General features: G+C 50.7%; 22 protein-coding genes. 9 read left to right on the forward strand and 13 right to left on the reverse strand.

All coding sequences use genetic code 11. The features are described from left to right. Nucleotides 1–56: 56 nt before the first annotated feature. From JOD24_RS07420 to JOD24_RS07430, 3 genes are all read right to left on the reverse strand, one after another. Complete coding sequence (locus JOD24_RS07420) at nucleotides 57–1,091, reverse strand: S66 family peptidase (RefSeq protein WP_380162742.1); 1,035 nt, start codon at nucleotides 1,089–1,091, stop codon at nucleotides 57–59. Nucleotides 1,092–1,598: 507 nt separating this feature from the next. Continuing rightward, nucleotides 1,599–2,693 (reverse strand): phosphotransferase, encoded by a 1,095-nt coding sequence (locus JOD24_RS07425; RefSeq protein ID WP_429246664.1) that lies wholly within the window; start codon nucleotides 2,691–2,693, stop codon nucleotides 1,599–1,601. A 77-nt stretch (nucleotides 2,694–2,770) separates the two neighbouring features. Next, nucleotides 2,771–3,550: an SDR family oxidoreductase gene (locus JOD24_RS07430; protein WP_429246665.1), complete on the reverse strand. Its 780-nt coding sequence runs from the start codon at nucleotides 3,548–3,550 to the stop codon at nucleotides 2,771–2,773. Between the two features lie 118 nt (nucleotides 3,551–3,668). On the opposite strand from JOD24_RS07430, the gene JOD24_RS07435 reads away from it, so the two are divergent. Then, the gene (locus tag JOD24_RS07435; RefSeq protein ID WP_380162736.1) at nucleotides 3,669–4,199 is read left to right on the forward strand and encodes a phosphatidylglycerophosphatase A family protein; all 531 of its coding nucleotides are present in this window, start codon (nucleotides 3,669–3,671) and stop codon (nucleotides 4,197–4,199) included. A gap of 30 nt (nucleotides 4,200–4,229) precedes the next feature. Here the strand turns inward: JOD24_RS07435 and JOD24_RS07440 are convergent, their stop codons facing one another. From JOD24_RS07440 to JOD24_RS07460, 5 genes are all read right to left on the reverse strand, one after another. Next, entirely contained in the window at nucleotides 4,230–5,192 is a 963-nt protein-coding gene (locus JOD24_RS07440) for an MBL fold metallo-hydrolase (RefSeq protein WP_429246666.1), read from the reverse strand. Continuing rightward, nucleotides 5,189–5,968 (reverse strand): TIGR01457 family HAD-type hydrolase, encoded by a 780-nt coding sequence (locus tag JOD24_RS07445; RefSeq protein WP_380162732.1) that lies wholly within the window; start codon nucleotides 5,966–5,968, stop codon nucleotides 5,189–5,191. Before JOD24_RS07445 ends, JOD24_RS07440 begins: the two co-directional genes overlap by 4 nt. Next, complete coding sequence (locus tag JOD24_RS07450; protein WP_380162730.1) at nucleotides 5,969–6,697, reverse strand: class I SAM-dependent methyltransferase; 729 nt, start codon at nucleotides 6,695–6,697, stop codon at nucleotides 5,969–5,971. A 77-nt stretch (nucleotides 6,698–6,774) separates the two neighbouring features. After that, nucleotides 6,775–7,338, reverse strand: a complete 564-nt coding sequence (locus tag JOD24_RS07455) for a hypothetical protein (RefSeq protein ID WP_380162728.1) — start codon at nucleotides 7,336–7,338, stop codon at nucleotides 6,775–6,777. Beyond that, nucleotides 7,331–7,798, reverse strand: coding sequence for a DUF86 domain-containing protein (locus JOD24_RS07460; RefSeq protein WP_380162726.1), 468 nt, complete (start codon nucleotides 7,796–7,798; stop codon nucleotides 7,331–7,333). The genes JOD24_RS07455 and JOD24_RS07460 overlap by 8 nt, the downstream gene beginning before the upstream one ends. A 299-nt stretch (nucleotides 7,799–8,097) precedes the next feature. Here JOD24_RS07460 and JOD24_RS07465 point away from each other — a divergent pair, with 299 nt between their 5' ends. From JOD24_RS07465 to JOD24_RS07490, 6 genes are all read left to right on the forward strand, one after another. After that, nucleotides 8,098–8,328, forward strand: coding sequence for a hypothetical protein (locus JOD24_RS07465; RefSeq protein ID WP_429246667.1), 231 nt, complete (start codon nucleotides 8,098–8,100; stop codon nucleotides 8,326–8,328). Between the two features lie 13 nt (nucleotides 8,329–8,341). Further along, complete coding sequence (locus JOD24_RS07470; RefSeq protein WP_380162722.1) at nucleotides 8,342–8,665, forward strand: spore coat protein; 324 nt, start codon at nucleotides 8,342–8,344, stop codon at nucleotides 8,663–8,665. Between the two features lie 529 nt (nucleotides 8,666–9,194). Next, nucleotides 9,195–10,280, forward strand: a complete 1,086-nt coding sequence (locus JOD24_RS07475; protein ID WP_429246668.1) for an acyltransferase family protein — start codon at nucleotides 9,195–9,197, stop codon at nucleotides 10,278–10,280. Nucleotides 10,281–10,452: 172 nt separating this feature from the next. After that, nucleotides 10,453–11,091 (forward strand): MerR family transcriptional regulator, encoded by a 639-nt coding sequence (locus JOD24_RS07480; protein ID WP_380162718.1) that lies wholly within the window; start codon nucleotides 10,453–10,455, stop codon nucleotides 11,089–11,091. Between the two features lie 294 nt (nucleotides 11,092–11,385). Next, the gene (locus JOD24_RS07485) at nucleotides 11,386–11,658 is read left to right on the forward strand and encodes a DUF3055 domain-containing protein (RefSeq protein WP_380162716.1); all 273 of its coding nucleotides are present in this window, start codon (nucleotides 11,386–11,388) and stop codon (nucleotides 11,656–11,658) included. A 57-nt stretch (nucleotides 11,659–11,715) separates the two neighbouring features. Beyond that, nucleotides 11,716–11,988: a hypothetical protein gene (locus JOD24_RS07490; RefSeq protein WP_380162714.1), complete on the forward strand. Its 273-nt coding sequence runs from the start codon at nucleotides 11,716–11,718 to the stop codon at nucleotides 11,986–11,988. Between the two features lie 139 nt (nucleotides 11,989–12,127). On the opposite strand, the gene JOD24_RS07495 is transcribed toward JOD24_RS07490, so the two are convergent. Continuing rightward, nucleotides 12,128–12,463: a YutD family protein gene (locus JOD24_RS07495; RefSeq protein WP_380162712.1), complete on the reverse strand. Its 336-nt coding sequence runs from the start codon at nucleotides 12,461–12,463 to the stop codon at nucleotides 12,128–12,130. Nucleotides 12,464–12,984: 521 nt separating this feature from the next. Between JOD24_RS07495 and JOD24_RS07500 the strand changes: the two genes are divergently transcribed. Further along, nucleotides 12,985–13,620 (forward strand): YhcN/YlaJ family sporulation lipoprotein, encoded by a 636-nt coding sequence (locus JOD24_RS07500; protein WP_429246669.1) that lies wholly within the window; start codon nucleotides 12,985–12,987, stop codon nucleotides 13,618–13,620. Between the two features lie 56 nt (nucleotides 13,621–13,676). On the opposite strand, the gene lipA is transcribed toward JOD24_RS07500, so the two are convergent. Further along, nucleotides 13,677–14,567 carry a lipoyl synthase gene (gene lipA, locus JOD24_RS07505; RefSeq protein WP_380162706.1) on the reverse strand — a complete coding sequence of 297 codons (891 nt, stop codon included), beginning with the start codon at nucleotides 14,565–14,567 and terminating at the stop codon, nucleotides 13,677–13,679. Nucleotides 14,568–14,771: 204 nt separating this feature from the next. Between lipA and JOD24_RS07510 the strand changes: the two genes are divergently transcribed. Then, entirely contained in the window at nucleotides 14,772–15,833 is a 1,062-nt protein-coding gene (locus tag JOD24_RS07510; RefSeq protein ID WP_429246670.1) for a M23 family metallopeptidase, read from the forward strand. Between the two features lie 26 nt (nucleotides 15,834–15,859). On the opposite strand, the gene JOD24_RS07515 is transcribed toward JOD24_RS07510, so the two are convergent. From JOD24_RS07515 to JOD24_RS07525, 3 genes are all read right to left on the reverse strand, one after another. Then, complete coding sequence (locus JOD24_RS07515) at nucleotides 15,860–15,964, reverse strand: MetS family NSS transporter small subunit (RefSeq protein ID WP_429246671.1); 105 nt, start codon at nucleotides 15,962–15,964, stop codon at nucleotides 15,860–15,862. Between the two features lie 60 nt (nucleotides 15,965–16,024). Further along, nucleotides 16,025–17,524, reverse strand: coding sequence for a sodium-dependent transporter (locus JOD24_RS07520; protein WP_429246672.1), 1,500 nt, complete (start codon nucleotides 17,522–17,524; stop codon nucleotides 16,025–16,027). 272 nt (nucleotides 17,525–17,796) lie between these two features. Then, the gene (locus JOD24_RS07525) at nucleotides 17,797–18,849 is read right to left on the reverse strand and encodes a suppressor of fused domain protein (RefSeq protein WP_429246673.1); all 1,053 of its coding nucleotides are present in this window, start codon (nucleotides 18,847–18,849) and stop codon (nucleotides 17,797–17,799) included. Nucleotides 18,850–18,894 lie beyond the last annotated feature (45 nt).

The following is an 18,894-nucleotide window of genomic DNA, read 5'->3' on the forward strand; positions in this document are numbered from 1 at the left end:
CTGACAGTCGATTTTCCCTCGCCTGAGAGAGGGATGATTCAGTTCTTGTCGATGGGTTACAGAAACTTCATGTGTACTTCCCCACGTCCTCCCTCCACCTTCACTTCTCCCCAAGCCCCGTTGACGAGAGTGAGCTGAGGCGGGACATGGCCAACATCCACCTCATAGACCACGGGAATACCCAACTCCCCGAAGGCATCCTCCAAGGCATCCAGCAAGCCAAAATCCTGGGTATGTTGGTACTTCCCTGGCCGGCCAATCAAGACCCCAGTAGCGTGGCGGAACCACCCTCCTTCTTTCATCTGCCACAGGCGACGGTAGATTTCCGTAGCGGATGATTCGGAACTCTCCAAATACCAGAGAATCCCCTCATCCTCCTTGGCAGCGAAGGTTTCTACAGGGGCGAAGGGGGTGCCCACCAGGGAAGAGAGTGTCTCGATGCATCCCCCAAGCAAGCGTCCCGATAAAGAAACAGCTCCATCATCCTCTCCCAGCACACGCCACCGAGTAGGCGTATCCAGATCAAAGCCTCGTTCCGGCTGTTGGTTGCGACGTTCCCAGGAAGATTGATACATCGGAGAGCTGACCTGTGTAATCTGCCCGCCCTCTGTTAAGGACAGCACATCCACCCACCGCCTGGTGAGGGAGTCCCATTCACGGCTTCCCAGATCGATGTAGTTAGTCCCATGAGCCGAAGCAGTTCCCGTCAACAAAGTATAAGCAAAGGTAAAAGTGCTGATATCCGAGTAGCCCAGCACCCATTTTGGGGGAGCGGCTCGCAACTCTTCCCAATCCAGCAATGGCAGGATCTCCATCAAAAGCTCTCCGCCCCAGGGGGGAATTACCGCCCGGTTGGCTGGATCCAACAGAAAGCGAGTCAGTTCCTGTGCCCGCTGTTTTCGGGGGGCACTGGCCGCTTTTTTCTGGGTGCGTACCGTGTCCCCTTCCACCACTCGGTAGCCGGCTTGTGTGACCGACTTTTCGGCCAAATCGAGGTGAGAGTGAAGTTCAGAGAGCACACCGCTGGATGGTGCTGTGACAGCGATGGTGTCTCCCTTGCGGAGAGGGAGAGGATAACGAATCTGGGTCAATCGGGGTCATCTCCTGTCTCAACTGGATTCTTGTTAGGGTGAGTCTGATCCATCCATTGTCGGGGGTCGGCCTGTGTGACCGTTTCCGATCTCTTGCAAAATACGCATAGCGAGACCGGGAACGAAGTGATCTTAGTGAGACTTGTGTCCTATGGGCACAAAGGGCTCTCCTTTTCTTCACATTGTCACTGAGTGACCTGACCAGACACTCTAGTATTCTTTATTTCCAATCCATATCCCTTGCTGTTGATGAACCATAAAGTGGATAGTGGGAACGAAACGGTCCTTTCGCTCCTCCCATTGCCCCCATCGTAAAATATCGCTTGAGGGGACGGGGAGGGTGGAAAGGCTGAGCGCAAAAGGCTCTTCACCGTCCCAACATCCCGACCTTAATTCCTACCTGAAATAGGGCGAATCAACACTCTTGCTTTCTTCTATACAGATCAAAACAACGACGAACCCGGTTTTCCAGGACCATCGCTGTTTCCTCTGAAGATGTCGGCTCGGCTAAACCGATATCTTTTGCTCCAACCAATCCACCCGGGGGATGGACACATGGAAATCCCTCTGAACGAGTCGGGGAAATTCCTGGAGCAGGCCCTCTTTCCGATCCTCTGTTTCCATTACAGAAGACAGATGACCCTTGGCCAGGTGGCGCGGAATCTTCTGCTCCTGATAGATGCGTTGCAGAGAACGCAAAACCCGGTGGGGAAAGAGCAACTGGGCATAGATCAGGGCATACTCCACCTCTTCCAAGGGCGCTATTTCCTGGTACGCTTTCAGGATCATTGTGGTCGGTTCACATGAACCAGTCCGTCCGTAGGAGTAGAGGATCAAGCGGGCCAGATCCCGACTGCGCACATCGAGAACCGCCCGGTTCCAATCAATCAGCTGAACTCTCCCTTCCGCAACCCAGATCAGATTGCGGCGATGAATGTTACAATGGCAGACCTCGCCTCCCTTGCGGGTGGCCACCACGGTCTGGTCTCCGCCTAATTTTTCAAAGTAACGGTCCGCCGTTTCCAACATCCCTTCGGCATAAGCACACTGTCGCGACCACAATTGATCGACGGGGGAGGGATCCCCATTCAGATTGGCGGCTAACTTGAACATATCGACTTGCCGGGCTAGATCCCGCCAGATCCTTCTCCAATGCCCCGTGTGAATCCATCCCGAGGCCGCAGAGCGGGAAGGAGCAAACCCCTGGGTGGAAACATGGAATTCGGCCAAGGCGCGAGCGGTTGCTTCCCACCCTCCTTCCTCCCGCAGATCCCGAATCTCCCCCGGAATCCACGGCAGGAGAACATAACGTTGATGATGCCCCGATACCGTCACCCCACCTCCCCGGCTGCGGATCGGCCCCGTCAGTATCCCTTCACCGGAGTCTGGAAGAAAATCCGCCAACTCTCTGATCCATTTCCAACGGAGCTCTTCCCGCACCCGAACCCGCTTCAGAGCAAAGACCCCCTGATCGCTGTCCAGTCGGAGAACACCACCTACAGGCTGAACCTCCTGTATCTGGATCCCGTAATGGTGTTGGACTAACTCCGGCAGACGCGCCTCCCCCGTCCACTCCTTCAATTGCCCAGCCGGATCGGACATCGACTTCCCCCTCCCTTCCCCTATCATCTCCTACTCCTATGTATAGGCAGGGGTTCTTTCTCCTATGCCGGTTTCTCTCATGCCTTGGAAGTAGGATGGATCACATCCAGCCCTCCTGTGACTTGAATCATATTGCCAGTTACAAAACCAGATTCCCTTTCACACAAAAAACGGATCACCCGAGCCACATCCTCGCCGGATCCGGGACGTCCCAAGGGAGTTTCCTCATCCGGGACCTCCTCCACCTCAAGGATCCGTTTCAGTTTGTTTTCCCCAACGATATCCCCGGGACACACCATGTTCACCGTCACCCCAAAGGGGGCTTCTTCCACCGACAAGGACTTGACAAAGGAGACTAGTCCCGTTTTGGCTGCGGCATAAGGGGCCCGATCCGGCCAAGCAGGGGCCTCCCCTGCCCGTCCAAAACCAAACAGGATGATCCGTCCATAACCACTACGGCGTAGCAGGGGAAGGCTGGCATGAGTCATATAGAGCGCACTTTTCAAGTTGCCGTCCACCAATTCATCGACGTCATCTAAGTCATAATCCGCAAACCGGCGCCGTTCCCGGATAAATGGACCGACAGCGTGAATCAGTGCATCCAGGCGACCCCAACGATCTTCCACATCCCGGACCAGTTGTAGAGCTTGATCTCTCCGGTTGACATCCGCCTGAAACAGGTGAGCCTGCCTCCCTTTTGCAGCCAACTGATCCACCATCTCCTGAGCTGGCTCCTGATGATTCCGAAAATGGGCGGCCAAGCTCCACCCCGCCTCAGCTAGCACCTCCGCAGCCATCCGTCCAAGTCCCCCGGAACTCCCCGTCACCAGGGCTACAGGTTTCTGATTTGGTTGCAATGAGCTCCCCTCCTGTTTTGGAATTTGATCCACCTGAAGGGTTTCTCCCATTCAATCATACTCCTTCCTGTTTTATGCCATATTAACTTTATATTTTGTGCCAGAGGGAGGAACCCAGATGGGATCTGACATGACACCGGCCACAGAAGATGAAATCCACCAGGCCACCCTGTCCCAACTCTATGAACGGGGGGTGGAAATGGACCGGATTGCCGAGCTGGTCTTTTATTTACAAAAGGATTTCCATGAACATCTCTCCTTACAGGAATGCAGGCATCATGTGGAGCAAGTGTTGACCAAGCGGGAAGTTCAAAATGCGATCTTGACCGGGATCCAGCTGGATCAATTGGCAGAGAAGAAAGGGTTGGAGGAACCCCTGCTAGACATGATCCGCCGGGATGAGAGCCTGTATGGAATCGATGAAATCCTGGCTACTTCCATTCTGAACGTGTACGGGAGTATTGGGATGACCAATTACGGATTCGTCGACCGGATGAAGCCGGGGATCCTGAAAGATTTAAACGATGCGAGCGATGGACAGATCCACACCTTTCTCGATGATCTGGTCGGGGCTGTGGCCGCCTCCGCCGCCGCCCGACTTTCCCACAATCGGAAACGACAAACGGAGCAGGATTTCCAAACCCCCTGAAGAAAAGACCCGGGATGTCGGGTCTTTTCTTTAGGCTTTGCGGTATTTCCAGACTCCCTCTTCCTTTTCTCGGACCAACTTCCCATGGAGACGAAGATACTCCAGATGAGCCAGGGTTTCGGAGAGGGCGAACCGCAGGTTATGAATAGATAAGTTCGTGCCAAAAGTTCGAAAGCAGACCTCCACTGCGGTCACACTGGCAACCGCCGCCCAACCCGCCATCTCTTCCAGGCGCTCCCGGTGATGCTCCCGCAATTCCTCAATTCGTCCGTGATAGTTTTCAAAGACAGAGCCATGAGCTGGGAAGACTCTCTTCACCGGCAGAGTATCCATTTGGTCCAGGGTGGCCAGATAAGTGCCCAGAGGATCCGGATCACATCCTGGCCACAGACTGATGTTGGGAGTGATCCGAGGCAAGAGAACATCGCCTCCGATCAGCCAGCCCCGCTCTTCATCATGAAAGCTGAGATGCCCGTCGGCATGCCCCGGAGTATGCAAAATCCGATACTCCCGGTCACCCAGACGAATGGCTTCTCCCGCTTTGATAAACTCCGGTTCAGGATGAGGAACCACCCACTTTTGGAAGCTACGCAGATGGGGAGGGATCTTTTCCCTCCATTCCGCATCTAAGCCGTGTTCGCCATAAAAACGGGCCATCGCTTCCGGCTGTTCAGAAGATTTGCTGAAAAAGAGTTGGGCCTGCTCAAAATCGGTCTGGGAGATCTTGACTGGCGCTCCCGTCTTTTCCTGCATCCAGCCAGCTAATCCGTAGTGATCCGGATGGTAATGGGTCAGCACGATTTGCTCTACATCTTTCCACTCGAAACTGATGGACCGCCTCGCCCCTTCCCAGGCCTCCAGATCCTCATCATAGTGAAGGCCCGCGTCGATCACCGTATACCCGTTAGACCCTTTGATCACATACGACTTGATAATTTTAAGGGCAAAAGGCAACGGAAGGGGGACTTCCCAGACATCCTCCCAGCGATTCATAGTACCCCTCCTCTACTGAAATCCCACTCTGTCAAATCCTGCACTGTGTATGTCGCCTGGATGGAACTTCTCCGATACTCCTCCGCCGTGGTCACCCCTGTGTATACCAATAAAGTGTCGATCCCCCCGTTGATTCCCGCCTGTATATCTGTCAGTAGGTTGTCCCCCACGATCAGGGTTTCATCCCGCCGCAGACCCGAGCGCTCCAGGGCATAGTCCAAAATGGGCCGCTCCGGCTTCCCGATGAAAGTGGGTTTCACACCTGTGGCAGCCGCCACAGCTGCACACAAGGATCCGTTTCCTGGCATCAGACCTTCTTCCGTAGGGAGAACCCGGTCACCATTCGTTCCATAGAATCGAGCCCCACCCCGGATGGCCAAGGTGGCTGATTTCAGCTTATCATAGTTGAATTCCGGATCGATGCCGATCACCACGGCCTCTGGATTCTTCTCCTGCAAGGGGAAGCCCGCTTCCCGGAGTGCATGCTTCAGCCCTTCTCCACCGAAAGCCATGACAGCCGGGATGCCTAGCTCCTTTTTTAGATGAGCTGCCGTCGCCTGAGCGGAAGTGACCACCTGCTTCGATTCTGCTGGATAACCGAAGCCCCGCAATTTTGCTGCGGTCTGCTCGGGACGACGGGCGGAATTGTTGGTCAGATAAACATAGGGCAACCCCTGCCTCTCCAATTGCTGCACAAAGGAGAGTCCGCCTGGTATCACTTGGTCACCCCTAAACAGGGTCCCATCGAGATCGATCAGATAACCCCGGTACCCCATTCAGCCTTCCACCCTTCCGGTGATAATCATCCGGGGGCTGTCTTCGGAATACAAGGTTCCATCAAAATCTCCCCAGACCTGATCCACAGTGAGACCTGCCGCTTCCATCATCCTCATCATCTGCTTTCGATCGTACATTTTGACCCGTTCCTGGTAGTGACGTTCCCCCAGATGATCGGTCACAGTAATTTTCTTGCGGACAAAGCTCCCGTCAATCCAACGCTCTTCCCGAATGCGGGTTCCTTCCTGCTCCCGTTCACTTCGGGGGACCAGACCGCGCTCTACTGCTCTCCGATTGAGAAAATCCACCAAAAAACCTCCGCCCTGTCGGGTAACCCGGGCAATCTCCGACAGTACTTTCACATTTTCATCATCCTCGGCGAAATAACCAAAAGAGGTGAACAGATTGAGCACCGCATCGAAGCTTCCCTCCTTAAAAGGGAGATCTCTCATATCCCCTTGCACATACACGATCTCCCGTTCCTGGGAGGTCTCCCTTGCCACCTGAAGGAGCACAGAGGAGAGATCGATGCCAGTCACCTGCATCCCTAAATCATCTAAAGCAATGGAATGACGCCCCGTTCCGCAGCACAAGTCCAGTACGGACTCGCCTTCCTTCAGATCCAACCACCCCGCTGCTGCCTGCACTTCCCGACCTGCACTGGCCTGATTGCGATGACGGTAGACCAAAAGATAATCCTCTCCGAAACTTTCCTCATACCACGGCATAAATCGATCCCCCTGCCTTTTCATTAAAGGAAGGACACCCCCATTCGTCATATGGATGGTTGTTCTCGTCCCCCATTTCAGTCCCGCACCGAGGATACCACTTTGCGTATGATGGCATCGGTCCCTTCCAGTTCAGATTCCCAGTCGGAGAGCAACGGGAAATCCCAACCGAAGCTTTTGGCATTAAAACCGACGATGTGCCAAGTACCGAGCCAGACGGTCCTCAGGTGAAGAGCAGCCACCAAGGTGTCACTCACTTTGGTTCCCGACACCTTCAGATAATCGGGTACCCACTTCAGGATCTCCCCGGACAACTCATGCAAGCGGCAAACAGGAGCCAGTAACCATTCCCCTTCGACGGTACTTCCGCGCCGAACCATCTCCTCCACCGCCTGAATATCCCCATCCACTAATGCCTTCCCTTCTTCCCGCCAATGCCGGAGGCGCTTTAAATCATGAGACAGATCCCGCCCCTCCATCCTCCCCGTGGTTTCCACCTGTTCCGAAACCGTCATCTCCAACAGAGAAATCGCCATCATCAGTGAAGCGGCTAAACTGCTTCCGGCAGCAGGACTGGGGAGCTTGCGCTCTGCCATCTCATCGGCAAAAACAGACAGGGGAAGATTCACATATTTATCCACTGTGACGGCTCCTGGACGCAGATGTCTTGGCACTTCCCAATTCTTGATCTAGATATTTGCGAACCCAACTGATATAGGAGGCCAACACCGACGTGTCCGACAATTCTCGGAGCAATTCCTTCGGGGTCACCTCATCGTATCGACGGACCAATCGCTCCCGCAACCGGACCAATTGCTTCAGACGGGAAACCGCCTCCGTTGGAACCACCCGTTCATCTTCCAAAATATCTACAATGTCCAAGTATCCTCCCGGATCCCGCATAATAAATCCGTCAATCAGAGTGCTACCCACGTCGATCACACACTCCACCCCGATATGTAAAGCACGGGCTGCTGCAAATAGAAGCACCGGATCCTCCTTTTGTTCCAGGGCTTCCCGGGAACTTTGAATGACACCTACACACTGTTCTAAGTATAACAGCTGAGATTCGATCCGATCTGTATCCACATCGTAAATCATGATGACACCCTTTCCATTCCTAATTCCATCTCGTCCCTATTATACAGCAGGATCCCCTTGCAAAGAAAACCCACGCGGTCCCAGCCCTATTAGAGGTTGGAGAGACCGTGTTCAGCGACACTTGGCTACTCTCCCGGAGTACAAGTATCATTAAGTTCCTTCGTACTCATCCCACGATGGCCACACAAGACTCCTTTCCCTCACCTTTTTCCTGGTTCACACTCTTCCTTCATACATATTTCCCACCGTATATCACAGCATAACAGAGAAACCACCTTGAATGGAAAGGATGGGTCGAGATGCCATTGACCACCAAAGATCTGAACTATTTAAAGGATGAATTATCCTGGGAGCTGTTGGCATTCAAAAAGTGCCACCACTATGCCCAAGAGTGCCAGGATCCGCAAATCAAATCCCAAATCGAACTGATCGGACAGAAACATCAGCAACATTATGAGCAACTGCTTCAATATCTGAACAGCAACTCCACTGGCGGCGGACAACAACAGAACCAATCCATGAATCAGTAAGGAGGAATCACCGATGCAAACCCAACAACAGACCGGTCAAACTCAACTCCCACAGATGAAGGGACCGGAAATGAGTGACCGGGATCGTATCAACGACATTTTAGCCATGGAAAAATATATGTCTGACGCCTACGGCGTTGCAGTCAACGAAGCGAGCAACGACGCCCTTTATCAGACGCAGATGAGCATCCTGACTGATATTCATCAATGCCAACGGGATGTATTCAACCTGATGCACAGCAAGGGATGGTACCAGACGGATCAGGCCAACGCCCAATACGTCACCCAAGCCGCTCAAAAGTTCACCAACTACCAAACTCAGTTCCCGTATCAGTAAAAGACATGGTGAGATCACCGGCCGTTGCTTCCGGCCGGTGGATTTTCATGGGAATATCCAAGAGTGGAGAGTGGACAAGATCGGGTTCGACCACATTCCTACAAGTGCTCTCAGGCACTTTCCCTAAACATCCTTCCGTATGACTTCAGCTGGATTAGATGTTATCCTGTATCCAAGGCTTCATCCCATCGAGAATAGGTCACTTTGGCAGTACACGACTCCCTTCCGCCGCCTATTTTCGGGTTAATCCGCTCCACTTTTAAATCTTTTTTGCAAATGCAAAAGGGATTTCCAATCGGGACTTCTCATCTGAATCCGTCATCCGATTTTTTACAACCCCTATTTTCTTTTGAATCTACTGGGAGGTCATCAATCACCATGTTTATTCGGAGCATGAACCGGGAAAATTTTTCCCCTCCGAATTCTCTCTGAAACCTCCCCCTTTTCTCTTTCGTTGTCTAAGTAGGACACTTTTTAAGCTTATTTTTGAAAACTTAGATCGTCCTTCCAGACGATTACAGGAGGTTTTATGTCAGCTTCAAACCAAGAGGCCATCAAGCCCTCCGCAACGAAAAAACAAAGGGATTATTATTTTGATAACGTGAAATTTGTATTGGCCATGTTAGTGGTGATTGGCCACACCTACCGCCCCCTGATCGATGAAAGTCCGATTATAAAGGCGGTTTATCTGGCTATCTATAGTTTTCACATGCCTCTCTTTATCCTGATCTCCGGCTATTTCGCCAAAGGATTTAGCCGAGAGGGGCAAAACAAAAAATTGATCTCCTCTGTTCTAATCCCTTATCTCATTTTCCAAGTTCTATACTCTATATACGATTATTTTATCTACGGGAGGGACTCCCTGGAGATCTCCATTTTGGAACCTTATTGGGCGATGTGGTTCCTGTTCAGCCTGTTTTTATGGCGGTTGATGATGCTCCCCTTGTTTGTCAATCTGAAATATCCACTGGTCACCGCCTCGATCTTAGCTATCGCAGTCGGATATGTTGACGAAGCCGACGGCTTTTTAAGCCTTTCCCGAACTATTGCCTTTTTCCCGTTTTTCCTGTTCGGTTACTATTTGCAAAGGCATCATTTCGAGGTGTTATTCGCCCCCTGGAAGCGGGTGGTCGGATGGGTGGGATGTATTTTACTCGTACCACTGATGTACTGGCTGGAGTTTCTCTCTCCCTTTGACCTCTCTTTTCGTAGGTGGATGTATTTCGCCGATCCTTATGAAAGCCTCGGACATGCGGAATGGTCTGCCGGTTTGATCCGGGTGGGTTTCATCCTATTGACGCTGATCGTATCCGCCTTGGTGTTGGCAGTCATTCCACAGAGAAAAACATGGTTCAGTGCCATGGGAAGCCGCTCTCTGTCCGTATACCTGCTACACGGAGTTTTCATCAAATACTATGACGCCGTGAATGTGGATGACAAATACCCCGGACCCACCCTGTATATTTTGGCCACACTGGGGGCCATCGCCCTCACCTTTCTTTTGTCCTCCGCCTGGGTCACCCGCGTCCTTCGTCCTCTGCTGCAACCTCAGCTGAGATGGATATTTCGCACCTCTTCCCCACAGGAACAACAAAAATTGAATAAGGCCTACTGACCCGAGTCCGGGTCTTTTTTTTGTGATTCCTCTGCGATTCCCCAAGGAGTCCTCACCCTTGTCAACTGAGCACTTTGTTTGTCACAGACTGACATCCTTTGTCGGGAGAGAAGGATTCCCCATTAAATCAAAGAAAAAGGGTTATAAATACAGATTTTTGGGAGGTTTTCGTATGTCGGACGAAGCGCGCATATCTACGCGGGAGGCCGCCGAACGCCTCCACGTTCATGCACGTACGGTTAGAAAATGGATTGACGCATTTGAGGAATACATCGCTCCCGAAGTGAATGATCGTGGACACTATATGCTGGATGAGGAGGGGTACCACCGATTGTCCGATATCCAACAACGACTGCAAGAAACCAACAAATCCATGCGCCAGATTCGCCAGGACCTGATCAGAGAGGGAAAATGGGAGATGGAGCTGGATGAACCTGCTTCCCCCGCCCCGGAACCCCCTAGGATTCCCTTTGGAAATGAGATTCCGGTTCACCGTCTGATCGGAAGCCTGGATGAAATCGGGGAAATGATGGAGACAGTATTCAGCCGACTGGATCAGTTAGAAGATCATGTGTTTACGATGTTCGATATGATGGAAGAGATGGAAAACAAAGTACTCGCTTCCCAACATCACATGTTGCCTATGAACACAGTTCAGCACATGATGGATGAAATCGGGAAGAAGCAGGAGCAACTCAAAGTGGAATTGCGAAATGCCACCTTTCCTCAGCGGTTGGCTTCCGCCACCAGCGAGACTCAACAGCTGACGCCGCGCAGGCAACGGCGAACCCGTTTTCTCGGTATTTTCTAGTGCCCCTTAAGACAACTTTGATCTTGTTTTTCAGCAAGGCGGAGGCAGGATGGTGGGGCGGCTCCGATCTCTTGCAAAGAGCGCAAAGGCGAATCAAATCCCCACCATCCTTACCTTTCTGTGATTTTCTACACAATGTTCTCTGAGGGGGCACTAGAAGCCTTGTCCTCCCCCTCGGCCCTTGCCTACTGAAAAATAAGATCCAGGTTTCCTGAAAGGACAATCAAACCAGGGATCAGGTGGGGGTCCGAATACTCCAGTTTCCGTTATAATAGGGGAAAAAGGAGACATTCCATGCTCAAAGACGAACTCTACATCCTTTACGACGAAAGTGAAACCACCCAAACGCGTTATATCAGTTTTGCAGGAGAATCCCACCGCTTCGACCTCGGAATCACCGTTACCGACCGTTTCTACGGAAAACTGTTAGTATTCAACATTCAATCCAACCGCTACGCCCTGATCGGTGAAGATGACCTGGAAGAACCCGGTTATCTCGAACATGTCTACGGGATCACTGAGGATGAAGCGACAGAACTGAGGGATTTTCTTCACACACTTTTCTAAAAAGGGTTCGCATACCCCGCCACCTTCCTGGGCAAGCTAGACTCGGAGGTGGTTATTTTGATTCGTCGACGAAACACTCCTTTTCAAGATGTGAAAACCGTGGAGTCCCTCCGCAACGAATATATCCCAGAGGAGTTCCCCGAAGGTTCCTACGGAGCCGCCACCGATGAGGAGATTCTTGGCAAAACTTCTCCCTGGCGTGCCTCCCAACACGCATCTCCTCAGTTCACCTATGAGATGCGGGAACTTCACGAAGGCATCCCCAGGCAAGTACCGGGAAGCCATCCCACCCACGACGATCCCGAAAGAGATACAGAAATGGAGACCTAGAAAAGGAATCCCCCCGCAAAGCGTGGAGAAAAATGGTTTTTTCTCCACGCTTTTTTGTACAGTCACTGAACAGATCAATCGACTCTCTTTTCAGTCTAACCCATGTAAAAAGCCAACACCGCTATGGCGTTGGCTTTTATCACGAGCGGGTAATTCGACGCTCCCTCTGTCTTCCCCTTCGCCCAGGATGGGGTTTCATGGGATCACGGCGAAGAACAAAATAGGCACAACCAAAATTGCAAAACTCGTGGATATATTCTTCCACATGAGCAATCCGGGTTTCTCGAGTCGCACGGGGATGCTGGTCGGAGAAAAATCCCTTCAGCCTCAGTTGTCCATATCCCCAATCGCCTACGATGTAATCGTACTTGTCGAGAACCTCACTGTATCTTTTGCCAAAGGCATCGGAGTTCCAGCCGTTTTTATGATTGAGGATCACTTCATATGAAATCCCCTTGATCTCTATCTTTTCCATTTGTAGCCCCTCGGATCTTTTTCTTCTTTCGGTCAGGGCTGTTGATTAACCAGAAAATGGGCAGCGGAAGGGAGTCGTGTGCTGCCAAAGCGACCTTTGCGCCATGGGCACTACAATTTGAAGTTAAGGATGCGCCACAGGCACTACAATCTCGATGGGCTGAAGCCCTGGAATAAAGGTAGCCATCCTACCCAGCGGAGAATCTGGAGGGAGGGCGTTTAGGGGCAACCTCTTCCCTGTGTTGCTTCCGTAAGGCTTTGCCCCTGCCCGATGGTCAGATTTGGAGCGGCCAGTTTTCACTTCCTTGCTGGATGGCGACGGTCGCGTGGGTGAACGCGATCTCCCCACCCAAAATATGGCTAATCAACACGCCTGATGTTACCACAAACACTCTCCTTCCCCTTTCATCCTTCACCTTCGGGAAATCAAGCACAAAAACCTTCATTTTCCAAAAGAAACCGATCCTTTTGCCACGGGTATCCCCATGTAGTGCGGGTATCCTAAACGCAGGAGGTGAACTGATGAAACATGGGTTATATATACTGGTGACCTTGAGTCTGCTTGCCAGTGCCTGCACCCCGTCGGCAGCACCGGAAAGACCTAACGACAGTTACGATGAATCCCTGTATGAGGACCGAGACAAAAATGCTTTGGATTATGTCACGAATCGAGACAAACGACCCCAACATGACCGTTACAACCAAATTGGTTTCAGCCGCCAAAAAGGAAAAGAGCGTTATAACGCCACCGATGGGGGAGCTGTTCCCGGTCCTGATGTGTATATAAACCGAAGTGCACTAGCCCGGCAGATTTCTTTTTTGGCAACCAAACTTCCCCAAGTGGATGACGCCATCGTGGTAGTCACGGATGATCAAGTATTGGTCGGTGTAAAGGGTAACCAAGGCAAAATCAGTGACAAAACCCTGTACGAAGTCCGTCGCACCGCCTGGAGCTTGACTCCCCGGTATTACCAAGTATATGTCAGCCGGGACGCATCCATCCACAACCAGTTGAACCGCATCGGACAACATGCTGGCGGTAACCAGGAAAAAATACGGATGAGCCGAGAAGAGATGGAAGACTTGATTCGTCAGATGAACCAAGGACAACCGATGAAAGAACTTCCCATGAACCCTTCTCCAGGTAAGACGCCCTAGCCTTAAAGGACGAAAAAAACAGCCTCCATCAACGCAGGAGGCTGTTTTTATGAAATTCACTGGGCCATGCGTTTTTGTCCTCTGGCTGCATTTACTTGCTCGTGTGCATGATAGGAACTTCTGACCAAAGGACCTGACTCCACATGAGCAAAGCCCCGTTTCATCCCCTCTTCTTTCAACTGAGCAAATTCTTGTGGTGTGTAATACTTTTCTAAACGGAGGTGCTTTTTGGTAGGTTGCAAATATTGGCCAATGGTCATGATATTGCAGTCCACCTGACGCAGATCATCCATCGTTTCCAGAATTTCATCCCATTCTTCTCCTACACCGATCATGATGCTGGACTTGGTAGGAATATCTGGTTGAAATTCTTTGGACCGTTTCAACAATTCCAAGGAACGGTCATATTTTGCCTTGGAACGAACCCGATCGGAACGACGACGCACGGTTTCCACATTGTGGTTCAGCACATCGGGCCGGGCATCCATCACCGTCTGCAGAGCATCCCAATTCCCTTGGAAGTCCGGAATCAGAACCTCTACACTGGTTAACGGATTCCGTTTGCGTACTGCCCGGATTGTCTCTGCAAAGATCGAAGCTCCCCCGTCATTCAGATCGTCTCGGGCTACAGAGGTGATCACTGTATGTTTCAGGCCCATCTGTTCCACCGCTTCCGCCACCCGTTCCGGTTCCTGAAGGTCTAACTCCGTTGGCAGACCGGTTTTTACGGCACAAAAGCGGCAAGCACGTGTACAGATGTCCCCCAGGATCATAAAGGTGGCTGTTCGATGAACCGCCCAGCACTCATGAATATTGGGACACTTGGCTTCCTCACATACCGTATGGAGGGTTTTCCCTCTCATCATCCGCTTGATCTCGCGGAAATTTTCATTTACGGTCAGCTTGGTCTTCAGCCACTCCGGTTTTCGTTTATATTCGTAAGCCAACCCGTACCCTCCTTATGTACTTTCCTCTATCCATGGATAGTGTATCACAAAATTCATAAGGTCCATAGCGAGGAAGGTCTTGTGACCACCACCGTCAAACTATAGGTTGAATCTTTGTTGCAAATTCCATTAAATACTTAAATGTCCCCTGCAGAAGCGATCCAAACTATAGGATAAAACCTTCAAAAGCGGTGTGGACCAAATATGAAGACACAACTGATTTCCCTATTTCTCATCCCTTTATTGTTTATAAACGGAATCTCCTCTCCAGTAAATACCCGTGAACAGGAAAAGATGGAGACTACCCGACAAAGCCTGTTTGAAAAAGTGGAGACTTTGAGTGGAATTCCCTGGTATGTCCTTGCCGCCATGGATCAATACGAACGCAATCTGCAACAAGTACGACAGGATTTGAAAAAACAAACTGGACCGGTGGCGATCACGGTTCCACCCAAATTGTGGAGCGGAATCACCAACCCAGATCCTTATGATACCACCCCCGAATCGATCCGATTTTTCGGAGGGATCGGGGGAGACGGGAATGGAGACGGAAAAGCTGATCCAGAAAACCCCCTGGATGTGTTGTATACCATTACCCGCTATCTCCGGGAGTTCGGAAATTCACGGGATGATATCCGAATCGGGTTATGGAACTATTATCAACATCCCACCGCGGTGGACCTGGTGAGCCATTATGCGGAAGTCTACAGGCATTTCAACACCACTCACTTGAACCGCTTCAGTTTTGTCATGCCCTTGCACTTCAATTACACCTATCACAATACCTGGGGTTCTCGTCGAGGATGGGGAGGCCTCCGCATCCATGAAGGAACGGATATTTTCGCCAGTTACGGTACCCCCGTGCTCAGCACCGTATACGGTTATGTGGAGCTGAAAGGATGGAACCGATACGGAGGCTGGCGGATCGGAATCCGGGATCTTAAAAACAACTACCATTATTTTGCTCATTTAAGCCGCTTCGACAAGAACATCAAGAAAGGATCGATTGTGCAGCCCGGCCAAGTCCTCGGTTATGTAGGCTCCTCCGGTTACGGTCCCCCTGGAACCTCGGGTAAATTTCCTCCTCATCTACACTACGGCATCTACAAATTCAACGGAAACACGACTTACTCCTATGACCCCTATCCTTTTCTAAAAGCGAGGGAACGGGCGGAGTACAAGAAACAAGCGGAATACAAAAAGCAAAAGAAAACCCGCAAGGCTACCCGCAAAGAAAAAGGAAAACAAAACAAGGCCCCCAGGTAGAGGCCTTGTTTTGTTGATTTATACCATCAGGCTTCCTTACCCGACTTATAGGCAACCCATAGGAAATAGCCGAGGCCACCCCAGAGACCGATCGCACCCATCAGAAACATGACCCAAGCACTCGCGTTCATCCTATCCCTCCTTACTAACACTTTCTGGCTCCAAGAATTTACATGATAATCAAACGTTGTTCATGTCTTCTTCCTTTTTGGTGCCGGTGTTTGCTTCCAGCTCAGACGTTGAAACACAAGCCCCGCCAGGAATGTGATTACCACAGATCCCCAACCGATCACAGTGAGACCGCTTAAAGGATAATCCTCATAGGGATGAACCCACTCCTCAAACAGACTGAACCCTGTCATCACAATAACCATCACAGGAGTGATTACCATCAGGCAAAGATTCCACCAGTTACCAATTTGAACATCGGAAATGTCGTTGATGTGAGTCTGCATCTCCTTCAGCTTGCGGGCAAACCATGCGATAAACACCACTTCCACCAGACCGCCTAAGGCCACCCCGTATTGGTTGATAAAGTGGTCCACAGTATCCAGATACCGCAGACCTCCATGGGTGGTGTAGAGTAAGCTGAGGAGAAAAGCAAGTCCACAGATCCAGTTCACTGCCACCCAGCGACTTAGGTTAAACTTCTCCCTCACACTGGCAATCACCGGTTCCAGAATGGAGATGGTCGAGGTAAAACCAGCAAAAAGCAGTGACCCGAAGAAAAGCACCCCGAAAAAAGAGTTGAAACCCGGGAATTGATTAATGATTTGAGGGAAAACAACAAAAGCAAGACCCACACCGGCGTCGACCACACTATTGACGTCCACCCCTTGGCTGGCAGCCAGGAAACCAAGGGCCCCAAACACACCCAGTGCAGCCAAAAACTCAAATCCGCTGTTGGCAAAAGCTGCAATCAATCCACTGTTGGACAAGTCGGATTTCTCCGGCAGATAGCTGGCGTAAGTCAGCATAATTGCAAATCCGATGCTAAGGGAGAAAAAGACCTGTCCATAAGCTGCCACCCAAACCCCTGGGTCAGTAAGGGAAGAGAAGTCGGGTGTCAAGAGAACATTCAACCCTTCCGTAGCTCCTGGCAGGGTCACTGCCCGGATCGTGATAACCACCATCATCAGAATCAAAATCGGCATCAGAATCCGTGAGACCCGTTCAATCCCCTTCTGAACCCCTTTTTGCATCACGACATAAGTAATCAACCAGACCAGGCAGACAGGCAGGAGCACCTTCCATTGCAATCCCTCTATCTCCCAAAATCCTCCACTCAACCCGAGGAAATTTTCAAAAAAGAAGGCCTCTGTATCTTGTCCCCACTGAGTTCCGATGGAGTAGTAAGTGTACACTAAGGACCAACCGAGAATAACCATATAAAAGCTAACGACTACAAAAGCGATGAAGGACTGCCACCAACCGAGCCACTCCCACTTTTTAGAGATTTTTCTGAAAACCTGTGGTGCAGAACCTCGGTACCGTTGACCCAGAGAATATTCTAACAGCAGGATCGGAATCCCCGCCGTCAACAAGGCGATAAAGTATGGGATCAGGAATGCCCCGCCCCCATTTTCATAGGCAACATAGGGATATCTCCAAATATTCCCGAGTCCGATAGCGGAGCCAATCGCTGCAAAAAGAAATCCTGCTCTGTTGCTCCACTGTTCACGTGTTTCCATTGATTAGTTCCCCCTGAATACAAACTAAGCTTCTTCTCCTACCGGCATAATAAACAGAAAATTTCAATCTTGCAAGGTTTCATCATCCCTTTAGCCTATTTCTATGGAATTCTACAGCAATAGAAGGGAGATGTCCACCATCTCCCTAAGATGAATCGATAGAATGAATTTTTTCCAATTTGGGCAGGATCTATTATGTATCCTATACAAATTGTTGGCCCAGTTCAGATTTCCGCCACTCCATTTACCTCATCTTCATCCGACTCTGTTTCTCATCCCATCACTTCAACCACTTCGCCCTGTTGGTTTTTGATATAGGATTTGACGATTTCAAACTGAATTTCTTGGAATCCGGGGATATGCAAGTTTTTCGCTCGAGGAACGAGCTGTTGGATGAAAAGGGCACAGGAATCCGGCTGCAACTTGATTTGCAAAATTCCATCCTGTACCTCCACAGCATCCTGATCTGCCGGAAGAAACTCTACCTGTCCACCACCTTCGTGATACAACTGGAGAGATCTCCCTTGGGGCAGACGCCCCTTCAACATCTGAGCGATCGGCTCCGCCTGTTTGGCGCCCAATTTGACCTTAAAAGTGTTTTTCTGTTCCTTCCACTCCAGAGAATCCACGAAGAGCACACCCGTGCTGGATCCATCCTTCTCCATTCCTTCTTCAACAGCTTTGGCAATCTGAGGATCTTGTATGAGAGTTGAACGGGACAAATCCGTCACATACATCGGCAAATGTGGGGCTAGCAGTTCCATCAATTTTAGACCATTCCAGGCTTGAACCGCTCTTTCTTCCTCCAGTGTGATTCCTACCACCTGCAAAAACTCCACATCTCCGTTGGGAGTATCCATTAGCTTCAACTCAGGATCCTGAACAAAGGCGATAGACCGGATCTCGGTCTCTTCTTCCGTAGCGATCGGTCCATTCAGATTCATATGATGCCCCGTTGCAAAGACATTGCCGGTGGAAAAAACATATCGTGCGATGTTATTCAGGAAGTGATTGGGCCAGGTGGGCGGTTCATGATCGGTGGTCTCTTTTTTCAAGCGGAAGGTAAGTTCAAATCCATAACCGCTGATTGTCGGATCATCACCTTCCTTTTCAAACAGCTCAGAAAATCCATAAGTCACGTAATGCCAATGGGGAACCGGCTCCCTTCGTTCGTAAACACTGATCCCGTCCAATGGATCTCCTCCACCGAGAATATAGGGAATGATGGGGGCATAGTGTTTGGGTTCTTGCTCCGGGTAAATAGCTTTTAAGGCTTCATCGATGGCATCCCAACCTACAGCTTCTTCCTCAGAGTGTTCGTCCATGATGTTCCCCTTTCAGTCAATCAATTCTGTCATGAATCTCAGGAA

The organism is Kroppenstedtia sanguinis (assembly GCF_050433445.1).
Taxonomy (GTDB): Bacteria; Bacillota; Bacilli; order Thermoactinomycetales; family DSM-45169; genus Kroppenstedtia; species Kroppenstedtia sanguinis.

Excerpts from the sequence above, each read along its gene's own strand:
- JOD24_RS07515 (WP_429246671.1), bottom strand. The coding sequence starts at position 15,964 with ATGAACGCGAGTGCTTGGGTCATGTTTCTGATGGGTGCGATCGGTCTC.
- JOD24_RS07485 (WP_380162716.1), top strand. The coding sequence starts at position 11,386 with ATGCTCAAAGACGAACTCTACATCCTTTACGACGAAAGTGAAACCACC.
- JOD24_RS07425 (WP_429246664.1), bottom strand. The coding sequence starts at position 2,693 with ATGTCCGATCCGGCTGGGCAATTGAAGGAGTGGACGGGGGAGGCGCGT.
- JOD24_RS07475 (WP_429246668.1), top strand. The coding sequence starts at position 9,195 with ATGTCAGCTTCAAACCAAGAGGCCATCAAGCCCTCCGCAACGAAAAAA.
- JOD24_RS07450 (WP_380162730.1), bottom strand. The coding sequence starts at position 6,697 with ATGCCGTGGTATGAGGAAAGTTTCGGAGAGGATTATCTTTTGGTCTAC.
- JOD24_RS07480 (WP_380162718.1), top strand. The coding sequence starts at position 10,453 with ATGTCGGACGAAGCGCGCATATCTACGCGGGAGGCCGCCGAACGCCTC.
- JOD24_RS07525 (WP_429246673.1), bottom strand. The coding sequence starts at position 18,849 with ATGGACGAACACTCTGAGGAAGAAGCTGTAGGTTGGGATGCCATCGAT.
- JOD24_RS07440 (WP_429246666.1), bottom strand. The coding sequence starts at position 5,192 with ATGAATCGCTGGGAGGATGTCTGGGAAGTCCCCCTTCCGTTGCCTTTT.
- JOD24_RS07435 (WP_380162736.1), top strand. The coding sequence starts at position 3,669 with ATGGGATCTGACATGACACCGGCCACAGAAGATGAAATCCACCAGGCC.
- JOD24_RS07495 (WP_380162712.1), bottom strand. The coding sequence starts at position 12,463 with ATGGAAAAGATAGAGATCAAGGGGATTTCATATGAAGTGATCCTCAAT.
- JOD24_RS07460 (WP_380162726.1), bottom strand. The coding sequence starts at position 7,798 with ATGATTTACGATGTGGATACAGATCGGATCGAATCTCAGCTGTTATAC.
- JOD24_RS07520 (WP_429246672.1), bottom strand. The coding sequence starts at position 17,524 with ATGGAAACACGTGAACAGTGGAGCAACAGAGCAGGATTTCTTTTTGCA.
- JOD24_RS07470 (WP_380162722.1), top strand. The coding sequence starts at position 8,342 with ATGCAAACCCAACAACAGACCGGTCAAACTCAACTCCCACAGATGAAG.
- JOD24_RS07510 (WP_429246670.1), top strand. The coding sequence starts at position 14,772 with ATGAAGACACAACTGATTTCCCTATTTCTCATCCCTTTATTGTTTATA.
- JOD24_RS07500 (WP_429246669.1), top strand. The coding sequence starts at position 12,985 with ATGAAACATGGGTTATATATACTGGTGACCTTGAGTCTGCTTGCCAGT.
- JOD24_RS07445 (WP_380162732.1), bottom strand. The coding sequence starts at position 5,968 with ATGGGGTACCGGGGTTATCTGATCGATCTCGATGGGACCCTGTTTAGG.
- JOD24_RS07465 (WP_429246667.1), top strand. The coding sequence starts at position 8,098 with ATGCCATTGACCACCAAAGATCTGAACTATTTAAAGGATGAATTATCC.